The 14,475-nt window shown below is 73.0% G+C and carries 18 protein-coding genes; 7 read left to right on the forward strand and 11 right to left on the reverse strand.

What is annotated here, in order from left to right; genetic code table 11:
- Positions 1-200: 200 nt before the first annotated feature.
- Complete coding sequence (locus ACFWEJ_RS04975) at positions 201-386, reverse strand: hypothetical protein (protein WP_377228100.1); 186 nt, start codon at positions 384-386, stop codon at positions 201-203.
- Positions 387-533: 147 nt separating this feature from the next.
- On the opposite strand from ACFWEJ_RS04975, the gene ACFWEJ_RS04980 reads away from it, so the two are divergent.
- The gene (locus ACFWEJ_RS04980; protein ID WP_377228101.1) at positions 534-968 is read left to right on the forward strand and encodes a VOC family protein; all 435 of its coding nucleotides are present in this window, start codon (positions 534-536) and stop codon (positions 966-968) included.
- 36 nt (positions 969-1,004) lie between these two features.
- Positions 1,005-1,928 (forward strand): LD-carboxypeptidase, encoded by a 924-nt coding sequence (locus ACFWEJ_RS04985; protein ID WP_377228102.1) that lies wholly within the window; start codon positions 1,005-1,007, stop codon positions 1,926-1,928.
- A gap of 16 nt (positions 1,929-1,944) precedes the next feature.
- Here the strand turns inward: ACFWEJ_RS04985 and ACFWEJ_RS04990 are convergent, their stop codons facing one another.
- Genes ACFWEJ_RS04990 through ACFWEJ_RS05005 form a run of 4 tightly spaced genes read right to left on the reverse strand, consistent with a single transcriptional unit; the run spans position 1,945 to position 3,435 of the window.
- Positions 1,945-2,136, reverse strand: coding sequence for a hypothetical protein (locus tag ACFWEJ_RS04990; RefSeq protein WP_377228103.1), 192 nt, complete (start codon positions 2,134-2,136; stop codon positions 1,945-1,947).
- Positions 2,137-2,194: 58 nt separating this feature from the next.
- On the reverse strand, positions 2,195-2,719 hold the full coding sequence (locus tag ACFWEJ_RS04995; protein ID WP_377228104.1) for a toxin: 525 nt from the start codon (positions 2,717-2,719) through the stop codon (positions 2,195-2,197).
- 27 nt (positions 2,720-2,746) lie between these two features.
- Complete coding sequence (locus ACFWEJ_RS05000; protein ID WP_377228105.1) at positions 2,747-2,938, reverse strand: hypothetical protein; 192 nt, start codon at positions 2,936-2,938, stop codon at positions 2,747-2,749.
- Positions 2,939-2,973: 35 nt separating this feature from the next.
- The gene (locus ACFWEJ_RS05005; RefSeq protein ID WP_377228106.1) at positions 2,974-3,435 is read right to left on the reverse strand and encodes a hypothetical protein; all 462 of its coding nucleotides are present in this window, start codon (positions 3,433-3,435) and stop codon (positions 2,974-2,976) included.
- A gap of 248 nt (positions 3,436-3,683) precedes the next feature.
- On the opposite strand from ACFWEJ_RS05005, the gene ACFWEJ_RS05010 reads away from it, so the two are divergent.
- A complete protein-coding gene (locus ACFWEJ_RS05010; RefSeq protein ID WP_377228107.1) occupies positions 3,684-4,091 on the forward strand; it encodes a carboxymuconolactone decarboxylase family protein in 408 nt (135 codons plus the stop codon).
- A 28-nt stretch (positions 4,092-4,119) separates the two neighbouring features.
- On the opposite strand, the gene ACFWEJ_RS05015 is transcribed toward ACFWEJ_RS05010, so the two are convergent.
- Complete coding sequence (locus tag ACFWEJ_RS05015; RefSeq protein ID WP_377228108.1) at positions 4,120-5,040, reverse strand: oxidoreductase; 921 nt, start codon at positions 5,038-5,040, stop codon at positions 4,120-4,122.
- A 103-nt stretch (positions 5,041-5,143) separates the two neighbouring features.
- Between ACFWEJ_RS05015 and ACFWEJ_RS05020 the strand changes: the two genes are divergently transcribed.
- Positions 5,144-6,049 (forward strand): helix-turn-helix transcriptional regulator, encoded by a 906-nt coding sequence (locus ACFWEJ_RS05020; protein WP_377228109.1) that lies wholly within the window; start codon positions 5,144-5,146, stop codon positions 6,047-6,049.
- Here the strand turns inward: ACFWEJ_RS05020 and ACFWEJ_RS05025 are convergent.
- On the reverse strand, positions 5,988-6,368 hold the full coding sequence (locus ACFWEJ_RS05025; RefSeq protein WP_377228110.1) for a winged helix-turn-helix transcriptional regulator: 381 nt from the start codon (positions 6,366-6,368) through the stop codon (positions 5,988-5,990). The two genes, ACFWEJ_RS05020 and ACFWEJ_RS05025, sit on opposite strands and share 62 nt — an antisense overlap.
- Before the next feature lie 127 nt (positions 6,369-6,495).
- Between ACFWEJ_RS05025 and ACFWEJ_RS05030 the strand changes: the two genes are divergently transcribed.
- Positions 6,496-7,386, forward strand: coding sequence for an NAD(P)-dependent oxidoreductase (locus tag ACFWEJ_RS05030; protein WP_377228111.1), 891 nt, complete (start codon positions 6,496-6,498; stop codon positions 7,384-7,386).
- Positions 7,383-8,378 carry an NAD(P)-dependent oxidoreductase gene (locus tag ACFWEJ_RS05035; protein WP_377228112.1) on the forward strand — a complete coding sequence of 332 codons (996 nt, stop codon included), beginning with the start codon at positions 7,383-7,385 and terminating at the stop codon, positions 8,376-8,378. The genes ACFWEJ_RS05030 and ACFWEJ_RS05035 overlap by 4 nt, the downstream gene beginning before the upstream one ends.
- Here ACFWEJ_RS05035 and ACFWEJ_RS05040 read toward each other — a convergent pair.
- From ACFWEJ_RS05040 to ACFWEJ_RS05055, 4 genes are all read right to left on the reverse strand, one after another.
- Complete coding sequence (locus ACFWEJ_RS05040) at positions 8,323-9,285, reverse strand: SGNH/GDSL hydrolase family protein (RefSeq protein ID WP_377228113.1); 963 nt, start codon at positions 9,283-9,285, stop codon at positions 8,323-8,325. The two genes, ACFWEJ_RS05035 and ACFWEJ_RS05040, sit on opposite strands and share 56 nt — an antisense overlap.
- 1 nt (position 9,286) lies before the next feature.
- Positions 9,287-10,492 carry a glycosyltransferase gene (locus ACFWEJ_RS05045; RefSeq protein WP_377228114.1) on the reverse strand — a complete coding sequence of 402 codons (1,206 nt, stop codon included), beginning with the start codon at positions 10,490-10,492 and terminating at the stop codon, positions 9,287-9,289.
- Between the two features lies 1 nt (position 10,493).
- Entirely contained in the window at positions 10,494-11,600 is a 1,107-nt protein-coding gene (locus ACFWEJ_RS05050) for a glycosyltransferase family 4 protein (RefSeq protein WP_377228115.1), read from the reverse strand.
- Between the two features lie 199 nt (positions 11,601-11,799).
- A complete protein-coding gene (locus tag ACFWEJ_RS05055; RefSeq protein ID WP_377228116.1) occupies positions 11,800-13,116 on the reverse strand; it encodes a hypothetical protein in 1,317 nt (438 codons plus the stop codon).
- 101 nt (positions 13,117-13,217) lie between these two features.
- Between ACFWEJ_RS05055 and ACFWEJ_RS05060 the strand changes: the two genes are divergently transcribed.
- Positions 13,218-14,447, forward strand: coding sequence for an Nramp family divalent metal transporter (locus ACFWEJ_RS05060; RefSeq protein WP_377228117.1), 1,230 nt, complete (start codon positions 13,218-13,220; stop codon positions 14,445-14,447).
- Positions 14,448-14,475: the final 28 nt, after the last annotated feature.

Here is a 14,475-nt window from a genome sequence, read left to right on the forward strand (position 1 = left end):
TTGGTTGTGGCGCGCGCCCTGGTCGTCTGTTCGCAGTTCCGGTCGGCTGTTTGAATTCACGTCGGCACAGGCCTGTGCCGACCTCGACGCAACCTGCCGACCTCGCAACGCTGGCCTGACGCCGTCTGTCGAACTGGTAGCCCCCATGAGTGGGCCTACGAGGCGCGTCTGCATTTCGAAGCGATCTCGCAGTTGGTTGGTCAGGACGCGTCGGAGATCGCGCGTCCGATGCTGCGGAAGAGCCAGATGACGCCGCGGACGAGGTTGACGATCAGGCTGACGAGGTCCAGGGCGTCCAACACCCGGCCCAGACCGCGACCGAGAGCCTGGAACGGTCGTCCGACCTGCTGCCAGAAGCCCTTTCTGGGGGTGTCGGCCGTCGTCATGGCCGCAGGCTCCCACTCCGCGCTTCGGCGAACAATGGATGTCCGCGGTGAATCCCGTGCCCGCGCGACGAGCCAGTCACAGATGCGGCGGCTGCCCGGTCGGCATGTCGGCGGCTCGCCGAGGCCGCCAAGGACAGGAGCAGCAGCGTGAGCACCGACGATTTCCCCGCCCCTGAGCAGGGGCTGGTCGTGACCCATTTTCTGACCGTCCGCGACGTCGCGGTGTCGCGTGAGTTCTACGCCGACATCTTCGGCGGGCGGGTTGTCCGGGCGGAGAACCCCGCGACCGTCCGGGTGGCCAACACCTGGATCATCATGAATCCCGGCGGCGGACCGACCCCGGACAAGCCCGACGTCGTCCTCACTCCACCGGAGCCCGGCGACCCGGTCTCGGCGTTCCTCAACGTCCGGGTCGCCGACATCGCGGGGTTCTACGCGGACGCGCGTGCGAAGGGCGCGTACTTCCTCACCGAACCCCAGGATCGTGGGGCTGAGCTGCGGTGCTATCTGAGCGACCCGGACGGCTACCTCATCGAGATCGGGCAGACCACCGGCCTGCTGCACGGGATCACTGCGGACTGATCAGCACCCTCGCGCCGAGCGGGTAACGTCCGGGGCATGTCGCGCGTCGCACAGCCCGGGCCCCAGGTAGCACCCCTTCGGAGGCTGGAGCCCGGCGACGCCGTCGCGTTCGTCTCGCCGGCGAGCTGGAGCGACGAGTCCTGGCTGGCGGAGAGCGTCGCGACCGTCGAGTCGTGGGGCTTCAAGGCGCGTCTGGGCGAGCACGCCGACGACCGGTTCGGCTACATGGCCGGCGGTGACCCGGAGCGCGCGTCGGACCTCAACGACGCGATCCGGGACCCGGAGGTCCGCGCCATCCTCACCCTGCGCGGGGGAAGCGGGAGCCTTCGCCTGCTGCACGACGTCGACACCGACGCGCTACGGGCGGACCCCAAGCCGCTGATCGGCTTCAGCGACATCACCGCCCTGCACCAGGTCTGGCTCCAGGCCGGCGTCCCGTCGGTCCACGGCGCCGTTGCCGGAACGCGGGCGGAGACCGTGCTGCGCCTCCTGCGGGGCGAAGCCGGCGAGCCGGTGCGCAGGGACAACGGCCAGTACGGCGCCTACCTCACCACGACGGGCACGGCCTCGGGGCCGCTGTTCGGCGGCAACCTCGAGATGCTGGCGCGCAGCGTCGGCATCGTCGACAACGATCTCCACGGTCACGTCCTGCTGCTGGAGATCCACCGGACGGTCGGCCTCGGGATGGTCGACCGCGCCCTGACCCAGCTCCTGCTGTCCGGCGCGCTCGACGGGATCTCGGGCGTGGCGGTGGGCACGCTCGAAGGCTTCGACGACTACGAGGACCGCGGCTGGAACGTCCTCGACGTGCTCCGGGATCGGCTCAGCCCGCTCGGCGTGCCGATCCTCGCGGGGCTTCCGCTCGGGCACCTGGAGAACCCGGTCTCCGTGCCGCTCGGGGTCGAGTGCGAGCTCGACGCCGACGCCGGCACGCTGACCGTCGCGGCGCTGAGCGCCTGACCCGGACTGGCGGAGCCTAGGCCCCGCGGCGACCCGACAGCTTGTCCGTCACCCAGCGTCCGACCTTGCGCAGGTCGGCGACGAGATAGCGGAACTGCCCGAGCTGCGTCCGCAGCACGTCGACCTGACGGCTCGCAAATGTTGCTCGGGGCGTGTCCCCGAGGCGACTGAGCTCTTTTCCCTCAAACTTCGCGTCCTCCGCTGGCATGGGTGGATCGTACTGGGATGCCCGGTATGTGTCCGCTGTCGTTTCACGAGCCCCAGGCTCACCCCAGCACGGCCCGCTCCAGGAACGCGTCCGACTCCCGCCGGGACCGCAGCCGGTGGAACGTGAGGTGGGTGTTCGCGGGATCGGTCATCGCGGCGCCGTAGCGCTCGGGGTGGCGCTTCCGCTGGTCCCACGACCACCGGACGATCGTCCCCTCCCGCCAGGGCGCGAGCGCGTCGCCCCAGGGCTGGCGGTTGCCCGTGCCCGGCCAGAGCTCGGCGCGGCTCACCGCGAGCGACAGCGTGCGCCGGTACACCTGCGCCATCACGAGCGGCGTCGGCGGATCGATCCAGACGACGGTGTCGGCGCGCGCCCAGATCGCGGGGCGCAGCTCCGAGTAGTTGCCGTCGACCACCCAGGCGTCATCGGTGAGCACCTGCTCGACGTCCCGCACGAAGTCCTCCCGCGGACGCGGGGTCCACGCCGGCCCCCAGTAGAGCGCGTCCAGCTCCACGTGCCGGACGTCGAGGCGTTCCGCCAGCCGTCGCGCGAACGTGGACTTGCCCGACCCAGCTGCTCCCACCACCGACACCCTGTGCACCGGATGACGTTAGCCCGACCGTGCACCCGTGCCGTCAGGATTTTCGACGGGCTCGGCCTCGTCGTCCGGGGCGTCCCGCACCGGGGTCCCCTCCTCCGGCACCGGGGTCCCGTCGTGCGGCGGGTCGAACCACCGCGCCAGCTCCCGGTCCACCACCTCCTCGGCCCGTCGGATCCAGGACCGTTCCCAGGGCCACCGCATGGGTCCCCAGCCCGCCCTCCTGAGGCCGTCGTCCCTCATGGGTGACCGGCCGGGAGCGTGAGCATCGCCAGCGAGCCCGCGACCAGGGCGAGCACCGAGAGCGTCACGCAGACCCAGGTCAGGATGTACGTCGTCCGCAGCACGTACTCGTTGAAGGCGACCCGGACGTACAGGGCGCGGAAGAACTCGAGGTCGGTCCGGGCGGCGTCCCACTGCTCGCGCCGGGACCGGGCGAGCGTGGCCGTGACGTCCGGCTCGCGGATGCGGTCGGCCATGTACAGCACGACCGTCGCGACGGCCGCCAGCGCCAGGATCGCCACGCCCACCGTCGGCCAGAGACCGGTCGTGGCGCCGGCCTCCCAGGCCGTCGCGTTGATCGCGAGGGAGCCACCGAACGCGAACGTGGCGATGACCTTCTCCCCGTCGACGCGCCATCGCTGGTGGCCCAGGGCTCGCTCCAGCGCCCGCTCCGCCGTCGCCCGCAACCCTGCGTCCATGGGGTGATTCTTCTGCGCGGTCCGTTTGCTGTCGAGACGTACTGAGATGCCAGGTTCGGCCCTGACCAGCACTGTTGGGCCTCCAGACCTCGGAAAGACCGGTTGACCTGGGCATATATCACCCGCGAGATCTTGCATCCCCGGCCCGTCATGGGCTGGACTGGGGATCGCGCCCACAGGCGCGTGCCCTTGTGGCCATCGAACGAGCCCACAGCACCCCTTGCCGGCAGCCCAGAAGGAGAAAATCGATGTCCGAGAACGAGACGTTGCGCGCGGAGCGGTTCGCATCCGGCAAGGCGGCCCTCGACGCCATCCATGACGACGCGGGTCACGGGGTCATCGAGTCGCTGGCCGACATCGCGCCCGAGCTCGGGCACCAGATCGTCGCCTGGGGGTACGGAGACATCCTGTCCCGGTCCGAGCTCGACCCGCGGGAGCGCCAGCTCGTGACGCTCGGGATCCTCACCGCGATGGGCGGCAGCGAGCCGCAGCTCGAGGTGCACATCGGCGCCTCGCTCAACGTCGGGCTCACGCCGCAGCAGATCATCGAGGTCTTTCTGCACAGCTCCGTCTACTGCGGGTTCCCGCGGGCGCTGAACGCCGTCGCCACCGCGAAGCGCGTGTTCGCCGAGCGCGGCCTGCTGCCGCTGACCTGACCGACCCGGCCGGCCGCCCACCAGCGATTCAGAGGACCGCCACCCCGGTCAGCTCCTGCGCGATCGTCCACAGCCGCCGTCCGACGGTGGGATCGGTCGCCTCGGCGGAGGCCCGCACCTCCGTGACGCGCCCGCGGACCTCGCGGAACCCGGCGGGGCCGAAGAACTGGCCGCCGTGCACCCCGGCTGCCGTCGCGGCGTGGAGCTGGGGGAGCGCGCCGCGCTCGACGGACTGGGTCACGAGCAGGCCGATCCGCGCCGCGAACCAGCCGGCCCGGCCCCGGTCCTCCCAGGCGCGCGGCGTGAGGTTCGTGCCGGAGAGCCCGGGGTGGGCGAGCGTGCTGAGCACGTGTGAGCCCGCGGCGCGCAGGCGCCGGTCCAGCTCGATGCCGAACACGGTGTTCGCGAGCTTCGACGCCCCGTAGGCCGGGGAGGCGCGGTAGTCGCGCTCGCCCATGAGGTCGTCGAAGTCGAGGTGCGCGGTCTTGTGGGTGATGGAGCTGAGCGTGACGACGCGCGGTGCGTCCCCGCGGGCGAGCAGCGGGAGCAGCAGGCCGGTGAGCGCGAAGTGGCCCAGCATGTTGGTGCCGAGGTGCAGCTCGAAGCCGTCGGACGTCGTCCGCCGCGGCCCCAGCAGCACGAGCCCGGCGTTGTTGACGAGCAGGTCGACCTGCCCGGTCTCCTCGGTGAGACGGTCGGCGAACGTCCGCACCGACGCGAGCGAGGCGAGATCGAGCGCCCGCACCCGGAGCTTGGCACCCGGTACGGCGGCCGCGATGGCACGCGCGGCGTCGTCGCCCGCCGCGACGTTCCGGACGGCGAGGACGACGTCGGCGCCGTGCCGGGCGAGCTCGGTCGCCGTCACGCGGCCGAGGCCGGAGTTCGCCCCGGTCACGACGGCGAGCCGGCCGGTCTGGTCAGGGATGTCGGAGGCGTTCCAGGAGTTCATGGTCGGCGACGCTAGATCGCGCCGCCCGCGCGCCACGCGTCCTCGCCTCCCTCGGTCTGGCAGGACCACCCTGGCCGTGGGGCAGGAGCGCACACTGGGGAGCATGACGGCGGAACAGACCTACGCGCGCGAGCTCGGCGACTTCCTGCGGTCCCGGCGCGAGCGCACCACGCCGGAGGACCTGGGGCTCGAGCCCGGGCCGCGGCGCAAGGTCGACGGGCTGCGCCGCGAGGAGGTCGCGATGCTCGCCGGCCTGAGCGCCGACTACTACCAGCGCCTGGAGCAGGGCCGGAACGTGCGTCCGTCCGACGCCGTGCTCGACTCGCTCGCGGACGCCCTGGAGCTCGACGAGATCGAGCGGCGCCACATGCTCATGCTGGCGCGGGCCACACGACAGCCCGCGCCGCCCGTCCGGCGTAGGCCGGAGCGGGTGCCCGCGAGCACGGCGCGCCTGCTGCCCCACATGGGCGTGCCCGTCGTCGTGCTCGGCCGCCACCTGGACGTCCTCGCCTGGAACGACCTCGCCGCCGAGCTGCTCGGCGACCCGGCGGACTACACCCCGGACCAGCGCAACTTTCTCATGGCTCTCTTCGACGACGACGGGGCCCGGCTGCACTGCGCGGACTGGGAGGCCACCGCCCTCGACTACATCGGGATGCTGCGCGTCGCCGTCGCGGCCGACCCGGACCATCCCCGCGCCGTCGCGGTCGTGGGCGAGCTCAGCATCCGGAGCGCTGAGTTCCGCCGCTTCTGGGCGCGGCACGACGTGCGCGAGAGCGTGCACGGCGCCAAGCTGATCCACCACCCGCGGGTCGGCGACATCGCGATGGAGTGGGACGCGTACCCGCTGCCCGGCAACCCGGGACCGGTCATGGTGGTGTTCACGCCGCAGCCCGGCGCCGCCGACGACCAGCTCCGCCTGCTGGGCAACCTCGCCGGCAACGACCTCAGGGCCGCGGCAGCGCCGCCGCGTCCCGGTGCTCGACCAGCTCCGACCGCTCCCGCCTGAGCCGGTCCACACCCCAGGCCCCGAGCGGCGCGAGCGCGGCGTTCAGCGTGCGGCCGTGCTCCGTCAGCGTGTACTCGACGCGCGGCGGCACCTCGGCGTGCACCCGCCGGTGCACCAGGCCGTCCGCCTCCATCTCGCGGAGGTGCTGGGTCAGCATCTTCTCGCTGACGCCCGGGAGCCCGCGCCGCAGCTCGGCGAACCGGCGCACGTCGTGCTCGTCGAGCTCCCAGAGGATCAGGCCCTTCCACTTGCCGCTCACCACGTCAAGCGCGGCGTCGATGCCGCAGATGTAGGGGCCGTTGCGGGGTGCCTTCGCCATCGTGTGCTCCTCGGGGCCAGAGGTACTTACCAAAAGGTAAGTACCCCAGTAAATAGTGGGTACTTCCACGATGGTACGTCGCCCGCCGAGCATGGTCAGGTCCCCACGACCTGAGGAGATCCCCCGAATGACCACCCCCGGAAGCACCGGCGTCACGGTGCTCGGACTGGGCGCGATGGGCAGCGCCCTGGCCGCCGCGCTGCTCGACGTCGGCCATCCCACCGCCGTCTGGAACCGCACCCCCGCCCGCGCTACCGCCCTGGCCGCCCGCGGGGCCACGACGCCGTCCGACCTCGCAGGTGCCGTGACCGCGCACCGGCTGGTCGTGGCCTGCCTGCTCGACCACGCCTCCGTGCACGAGACGCTCGACCCCGTGATCGGCACGATGCGGGGGAGCGCGCTGGTCAACCTCACGACCACCACCCCGAACGAGGCCCGCGAGCTCGCCGAGTGGGCGGCACGGCACGGCGTCGACTACCTCGACGGCGCGATCATGGCCACCCCGCCGATGATCGGCACCGCCGAGGCGTCGATCCTGTACAGCGGCTCCGCCGAGGTGTTCGACGCCGCGCGGCCCGTGCTCGACCGCTGGGCCACCAGCACCTACGACGGCGCGGACAGCGGCCTGGCCTCCCTGTACGACCTCGCGATGCTCTCGGGCATGTACACGATGTTCGCGGGCTTCCTGCACGGGGCCGCGATGGTCGGCTCCGAGGGCATCACCGCCACCGAGTTCGCCGCCCGGGCCACGCCGTTCCTCAGCGCGATGACGGCGGGCTTCGCCCACGACGCCGCGGTGGTCGACGGCGGCGACTACACCGTCCCGGGCCAGCAGAGCCTGGACTTCTCGGACCTCGGCCACATCGTGCGGGCCAGCGAGGAGCAGGGCGTCGACCCCGCCCCCGTGGCCGCCGTCCAGGAGCTCATCAACCGCCAGCGAGCGGCCGGCCACGGCGCCGAGGGCTTCGCCCGGCTCTACGAGAGCCTTCGGGCCGGCCGGGCGGAGGTCGTGCGATGAGCGCCCCCGTCACCGTGATCGGCCTGGGGCCCATGGGCCAGGCGATGGTCCGGTCGCTGCTGGCCGCGGGCCACCCCGTCACCGTCTGGAACCGGACTCCCGGCCGCGCGGTCGACGTCGTCGCCGCGGGCGCGCGGCTCGCGCCCACACCCGCCGACGCCGTGGCCGCGAGCGACCTGGTGCTCCTCAGCCTCACCGACTACCAGGCCATGTACGACATCCTCGGGCCGACGACGACGACGCCGACAGCGACGACGACGACGACGACGCCGACGCCGACGACAACGACAACGACAACGACGGCACCGACGGCGCTCGCGGGCCGCACGCTCGTGAACCTCAGCTCGGACTCGCCCGACCGGTCCCGCGAGGCCGCCGCCTGGGCCGCGGAGCACGGCGCCCGCTTCCTGACCGGCGGCGTGATGAACCCTGCGCCGATGGTGGGTACGGAGGCGGCGTACGTGTACTACAGCGGCCCGGCCGAGCTGCTGGAGGCCCACCGGGCGGCGCTCAGCACGATCGGCGCGCCGCGCTACCTCGGGGCGGACCCCGGGCTGGCGCAGCTCATGTACCAGGCCAACCTCGACGTGTTCCTCACGGCGCTCGCGGCGCTGATGCACGCCACGGCGCTGCTGGAGACCGCGGGCGTCACGGCGACGGCGTCGATGCCCGAGCTGATGCAGACCCTGTCCGGTACCGCCGAGATGCTGGAGGTGGGCGAGAGCCCGGCCGCGCAGCTCGAGGCCGGCGAGCACCCGGGGCACCTGAGCACCGTGACGATGATGGGCGCGACCGCCGACCACATCGTGGCCGCGAGCGAGGCCGCGGGGGTCGACACCGGCCTGCCCGCCGCGGTCCGCGCGTACTACACGTGGGCCCGCGAGCACGGTCACGGCGGCGACAACTGGACCCGCATCATCGACGCGATGCGGCCGGTCAGCCTCGGCCGATCCGCCGGCGGGGGTCCAGACCCGAGTCGGCGAGGCTCGTGACCATGCTCCCGGGCTCGAACGCCCGCTCCGAGCGCAGGTCGTGCACCACGGAGCGGAGCAGGCCCGGGAGAAAGTCGCGTCCCCGGCGCACGCACCACGGCAGCCCGGCCCGCAGGAGCCAGACCAGTCGCTGCCGCGCCGTCGGCGGGTCGGGCGCCGCGGGCAGCCGGGCGGCGCGAGCGGCCGCCGCGTAGGCGGGATCGACGTCGGCGAGGGCGGTCGCGACGCCGAGCGCCAGCCGGCGGTGCCCGGCGGGCGAGGGGTGCACCCGGTCGATGTGCCAGGCCTTGGCCCCGGCGGGCGCGATGGCCTCGACGGCGTCGACGACGACCACCCGGCCGGGCCGGGCCGCGGGCGAGCTCGGTCCGTTGCCCTGAGACCGGTCGGTCGACGGACCGATCACGGTGCGACCGACCGAGCTCGACGGGGGCGGCAGCACGGCCGCCGCGACCTCGTCCACGGCCGCGTTGATCAGTGCGACCCGGCGCCGCATCACGTGCCGGACCAGCCGGGGCGTGAGCTCGAACAGGCCGATCACGGGGAGCCGCACGAGCACGACGTCGGTCCCGGCGCGGCGCAGCTCCCCGACGCAGCGGTGCAGGTCGGCGAGCGTGAACCGGGCGTCGAAGTCGCTGCGCAGCACGTCGTTCCCGCCCACGAGCACGGTGGCGAGCCGGGGGCGGAGCGCGAGGGCGGCGTCGAGCTGGGTGTCCGCGACGTCGCGGGAGCGGGCGCCGTTGGTGGCGAGGTTCGAGAACTCCGCCACGCCGAGCACGGCGGCGAGGTGCGCGGCCCAGCCGGGGCCGTGAGCGGCGTCCGGGCCGACGGTGTCACCCACGCCCGCGGTGATCGAGTCACCGAGGGCGACCAGTCGGAAGCAGCTCTCGCGTCCCGCCGGCGCCGTCATCTCACCGTCGCCCCCCGGTGCCGACGTCGGCCAGGTCGAAGGCCTTGCGCGAGTGCAGGTCGAGCATCGCGTCGCCGGTGGCGCTCCATGGGAAGAGCTCGGCGCGGGCCCGGGCCTCCTTGCGCCGCACCTCCACGTCGCGGTCGAGCACCTCGTGCAGGGCGAGGGCGAGCGCCGACGCCTCCGGCGGTGCGGCGGCCCCGGCGGTGCCGACCACCTCGGGGAGCGCGCTCGACGAGCTGCAGACCACGGGCGTCCCGGAGGCCAGGGCCTCCAGCGCCGCGAGGCCGAACGTCTCGATCGGCCCGGGGGCGATGACGGCGTCGGCGCAGGTCAGCAGGGTTGCGAGCCGGTCGCGGTCCGGGATGAACGAGAGGAACCGGTGCGGGAGCCCGGCGGCCTCGGCGCGGCGCCGCATCTTCGGCAGGAGCGGTCCGGAGCCGGCCACGACGAGCCGCACGGGGCGACCGTCGCGCACGAGCTGGGCGGCGGCGTCGATCGCGAGGTCGGGGCGCTTCTCCGTGGACTGGCGGCTCGCTAGCACGATGAGCGCGGTGCCGGGCGGCGCGTACTCGGCGCGGGCCTCGGCCGAGTACCGGTCGGGCCGGAAGCGTTCCAGGTCGACGCCGAGCGGCACCCGGTACAGCGGTGGCAGCCTGGTGCCCCGCACGCGCTCGGCGAGGCGCTCCACCTCGCCCGCGGCGAAGTGGGTGGTGGCCACGAGCCGGTCGAACCGGGTGAGCGTGGCGAGGTTGTACCGGTCGGCCACCGCGGGCGTCACCGCCGCGCCGAACTCGGCCGCCCAGCCGCCCTCGGCGCCGCCGGGGAGCCAGGACCGCAGCACGCCGTCGACCCGCTCGTGCAGCATCATCAGCGACGGGATGCCGGCCTCGCGGGCCCAGTCGCCCAGGCCGGCGAGGGTGGTGCGGTCGCTCACCTCGAGGCGGTCGGGCGCCAGCGTCTCCAGCAGCCCCCGCATCTTGCCGGGCCGCACCACGGCGCGGTACCCGCCGCTGAACGGCACGCGCGGCGCCGCCAGGCTGACCACGCGCACCCCGTCCACGTGCGTCACTCCGTCCCGCCTGTCCGGCACGACGAGCACGGGTTCGTGCCCCCGGGAGAGGTACTGCCCGGCCATGGCGTGCATCGCAGTTCGGATGCCCCCGGAACGAGGGCTGTAGAAGTTCGCGACGTGGACGATTCGCAAGTTATACCTCCGCTGAGCCGGCTCTCGCGTGCACCCGGATCGCGTCGTCGTAGTGCCCCATGAGCTCGGAGCAGATGTCGTGCCACGTGCGGCCCTCGGCGCGCTCGCGCGCCGCGGTCCCGAAGGCCCGCCGCTTGCGCTCGTCGCCCACCAGGTCGACGACGCGGGCGCGGAGCGCCTCGTGGTCACCTGGAGGGTACAGCCAGCCGTCATGGGAGTGCCGGACGATGTCCAGCGGGCCGCCCGCGGCGGGCGCGACGACGGGCACGCCGCTGGCGTGCGCCTCCTGCAGCGTCTGGCCGAAGGTCTCCAGCTCGCCCGGGTGCACGAACACGTCGAGGCTCGCCATCGCCCGGGACAGCTCGGCCCCGCGCAGCAGCCCGGTGAAGTGGGCGGCCGGCAGGACGTGCCGCAGCTCGTCCCGCTCGGGCCCGTCGCCGACGATCACGAGGCGCACGTTCGGCAGGTCCTGCACCACGCGCAGCGCCTCGACCTGCTTCTCGGCGGCCAGACGGCCCACGTAGCCCACGAGGATCTCGCGCCCGGCGCCGACCTTCCGCCGCCAGGCCTCGTCCCGGAACCCCGGGTGGAACGACTGCGTGTCCACACCGCGGCCCCACAGGCGCAGGTTGGGGATGCCGTGGTTCTCGAGCTGGCGCATGGTCGCGGTCGACGGCGCGAGCGTCATCGTCGCGCGCTCGTGGATGTCCTTGACCCGCTTCCAGAGCAGCGGCTCGAAGTGGCCCAGGCCGTACCGCGCCGCGTAGCCGGGCACCTCGGTCTGGTACACGGCGACGCTCGGCAGGCCCAGCCGTTCGGCGGCGAGGATGCCGCGCCAGCCGAGGATGAAGGGGGAGGCCAGGTGGACGACGTCGGGCGCGAACGTGGCCAGTGTGCGCTCGGTGCGCCACTTCTTGCCCACGACCAGGCGCACGTCCGGGTACCCCGGGAAGCCGATGGAGCCGAGCTCGACCACGGGGGCGCCGCTCACGAAGGGCGGGACGTGGCCGATCGACGCGTCGGCGTCGGGCGCGAGGACCATGGCCTGGTCCCCCCGCTCGTGAAGGTGCTCGAGGACCCGCAGGACGGAGTTGGTGACCCCGTTCACCTGCGGGAGGAAACTCTCCGCAACGATGGCTACTCGCACGCTACGAACCTGCCGGTCGTCGATGTCCGGACGAAGTCCTCCGTGCGGCGAGTCGGGGAACGGGTGGCGTCGAGACGGTAACCGCTACACACGAAGTCACAATCCTGACCGTAGCGGAGCCACCACGCCCCTGGCATGGGGAACACCCCTGAAGTGACCCTCAACTCGTTCTGGTCGGCACCTTGCGGGCAAAGGCCAGCTGCGAGAGACGGACGAGCGCGCCGACGAGCAGGGCCACCAGCAGCGCGTTGCGCAGGGCGCCGACGCTCGTCGCGAAGGGCCAGCCGCCCAGGAACTCGCCGTACCGCAGCGGGTAGATCTCCATGGTCAGCCGGGCCACGATGAGCGTGCCGACGGCGGGTACGAACCACGTGCGCCGGGTGCCCTGGCTCCGGCTGCCGAGCGCGATCGCCGCCGCGACGGGCGGACCGATCCACGCGATGAACTGCGGCGAGCCCACCTTGTTGAAGACGATCAGCGCGAGCAGCTCGGCGGCGGCGCCGACCAGCAGGATGTCCCCGACCCGCTCGGGCCGGCGCCGGGCCGCCCACCAGATCAGGGCCGCGATCAGGACCGCGGCGAGCGGGAGGGCGACGTCGAGCGCCTGCGCGACGGTGTCGGCGCCGTCGCCCAGCACCTCGTAGGTGTAGATGACGTCGTCGTACTCGACCTGGATCGAGGAGTCCCACAGGCGGGCCACCGTGAACGGCGTGGCGGCGACGGCCTCGACCTGGAGCTGCCGGTCGCCCTGCTCGCCGAACACGTCCAGCACGTTGTCCTGCCCGCCGCCCGCGAAGGCGATGCCGATGACGACGGCGGACACCGCCGCGCCCGGCAGCACCACGTTCCTCAGGAAGGCCTTGGCGTCCCTCGCCGTGGCGGCCAGCGCCAGGGCCACCGCACCGGGGGCGATCTTGATCCACGCGCCCACGGTGGCCAGGGCCATCGCGACGGCCGGCCGCTTCACCGCGATGAGCAGCGCGACGAGGATGATCGGCGCGAGCAGGCCGTCGAGGCGGCCGATCCAGATGGGCCCGAGCATCACGAGGAAGAACAGCCAGAACCAGACGGCGGCGCGCCCGTGGGGCTTGGCCCGGCCGAGCAGGGCGACGGCCCCGGCGTTGGCGGCGGTGACCATGCCCATCCACACCCAGTCGTAGGCGACCGTGGAGTTGGTGAACAGCGCGGGGACCGTCATCGGCCCCAGAGCGCCGAGCGGGTAGACCCAGGCGTAGGTGAACACGGGCCACGAGCCGGTGTTCATGCCGTTGCGGACCCACCACTCGTACAGGTTCACGTCGCCGAGGATCTGCCCCCCGAAGACCCAGGTCTGGAAGATGATCCAGGCGTGGGTGAGGGCGAACGCGACCCAGAGGGCCGGCCAGGACGAGAGCACGCGGATGGCGGACCGCAGGATGTCCTGGCCCACGGCCTTGGGCGATGTCGACAGGTCTGACGGGCTCGGCACGGGCCACATCTTTGCACTGATCGAGGATCGCGTCGGCGATCGGTCCGGACGGGTACAAGTTCGGACATTCGCGAGTTAGAGTTCGGATACCCGAACTTTCTGGAGCCCAGATGACTCGCACCGCCGCGCAGCCACGCACCGGCCGCGCCCGCCTCTTCGTCCTGCTCGGACCCGCCTTCGTGGCGGCCATCGCCTACGTGGATCCCGGCAACGTGGCCGCGAACCTCACCGCGGGCGCGCGGTTCGGGTACCTGCTCGTCTGGGTGCTCGTGGCGGCCAACGCGATGGCGGTGCTGGTGCAGTACCTGTCGGCCAAGCTCGGCGTGGTCACCGGCCGGTCGCTGCCCGAGGTGCTGGGGGAGCGGCTGCCCCGCCCGGCGCGCCTGGCGTACTGGGTGCAGGCCGAGGTCGTCGCCGCGGCGACCGACCTCGCCGAGGTGATCGGCGGCGCCATCGCGCTCAATCTGCTGTTCGGCGTGCCGCTCGTGCTGGGCGGCGTCATCACCGGCGTGGTGTCCCTGCTGGTGCTCGCGGTGCAGCAGCGGCGCGGCCAGCGAGCCTTCGAGGGCGTCGTCACCTCGATGCTCGCCGTGCTCACGGTCGGCTTCTGCGCCGGGCTCTTCTTCTCGCCGCCCGACCCGGCCGCCATGCTGGCCGGACTCGTGCCCCGGCTCCAGGGCGCCGACTCCGTGCTCCTGGCCGCCTCCATGCTCGGCGCCACGGTGATGCCGCACGCGATCTACCTGCACTCCTCGCTGGCCCGCGACCACCTGCACGCGCCGTCCACGTCGGTGCCGCGCATCCTGCGCGCCACCCGCGTCGACGTGGTGCTCGCCCTGATCCTGGCCGGGAGCGTGAACATCGCGATGCTGCTGCTCGCGGCCGCGAACCTCGCGGGCCGGGAGGGCACCGACACCATCGAGGGCGCGCACGCCGCCATCGCCGGCACGCTCGGGCCGGTCGTGGGCGTGCTGTTCGCGGTCGGGCTGCTGGCCTCTGGCCTGGCGTCCACGTCCGTCGGGGCGTACGCGGGGGCGGAGATCATGTCCGGCCTGCTGAAGGTGCGCGTGTCGCTGCTGACCCGCCGCGTGGTCACGCTGCTGCCCGCGATCGTGCTGCTCATGACCGGGATCTCGCCCACCTGGCTCCTGGTCGTGAGCCAGGTGGTGCTGAGCTTCGGCATCCCGTTCGCGATGATCCCGCTCGTGCGGCTCACCCGGGACCGCGAGCTGCTGGGCGAGCACCGGAACGCCGTGACCACCCAGGTGCTGGCCTGGGTGGTCGCGGGCGTGATCGTGGCGCTGAACGTCACCCTGCTCTGGCTCACGTTCACCGGCTGAGCGTCGGGCGGGACGGGGCGGCGGCGGG

It is taken from the genome of Promicromonospora sp. NPDC060204 (assembly GCF_042728455.1).
Taxonomy (GTDB): domain Bacteria; phylum Actinomycetota; class Actinomycetes; order Actinomycetales; family Cellulomonadaceae; genus Promicromonospora.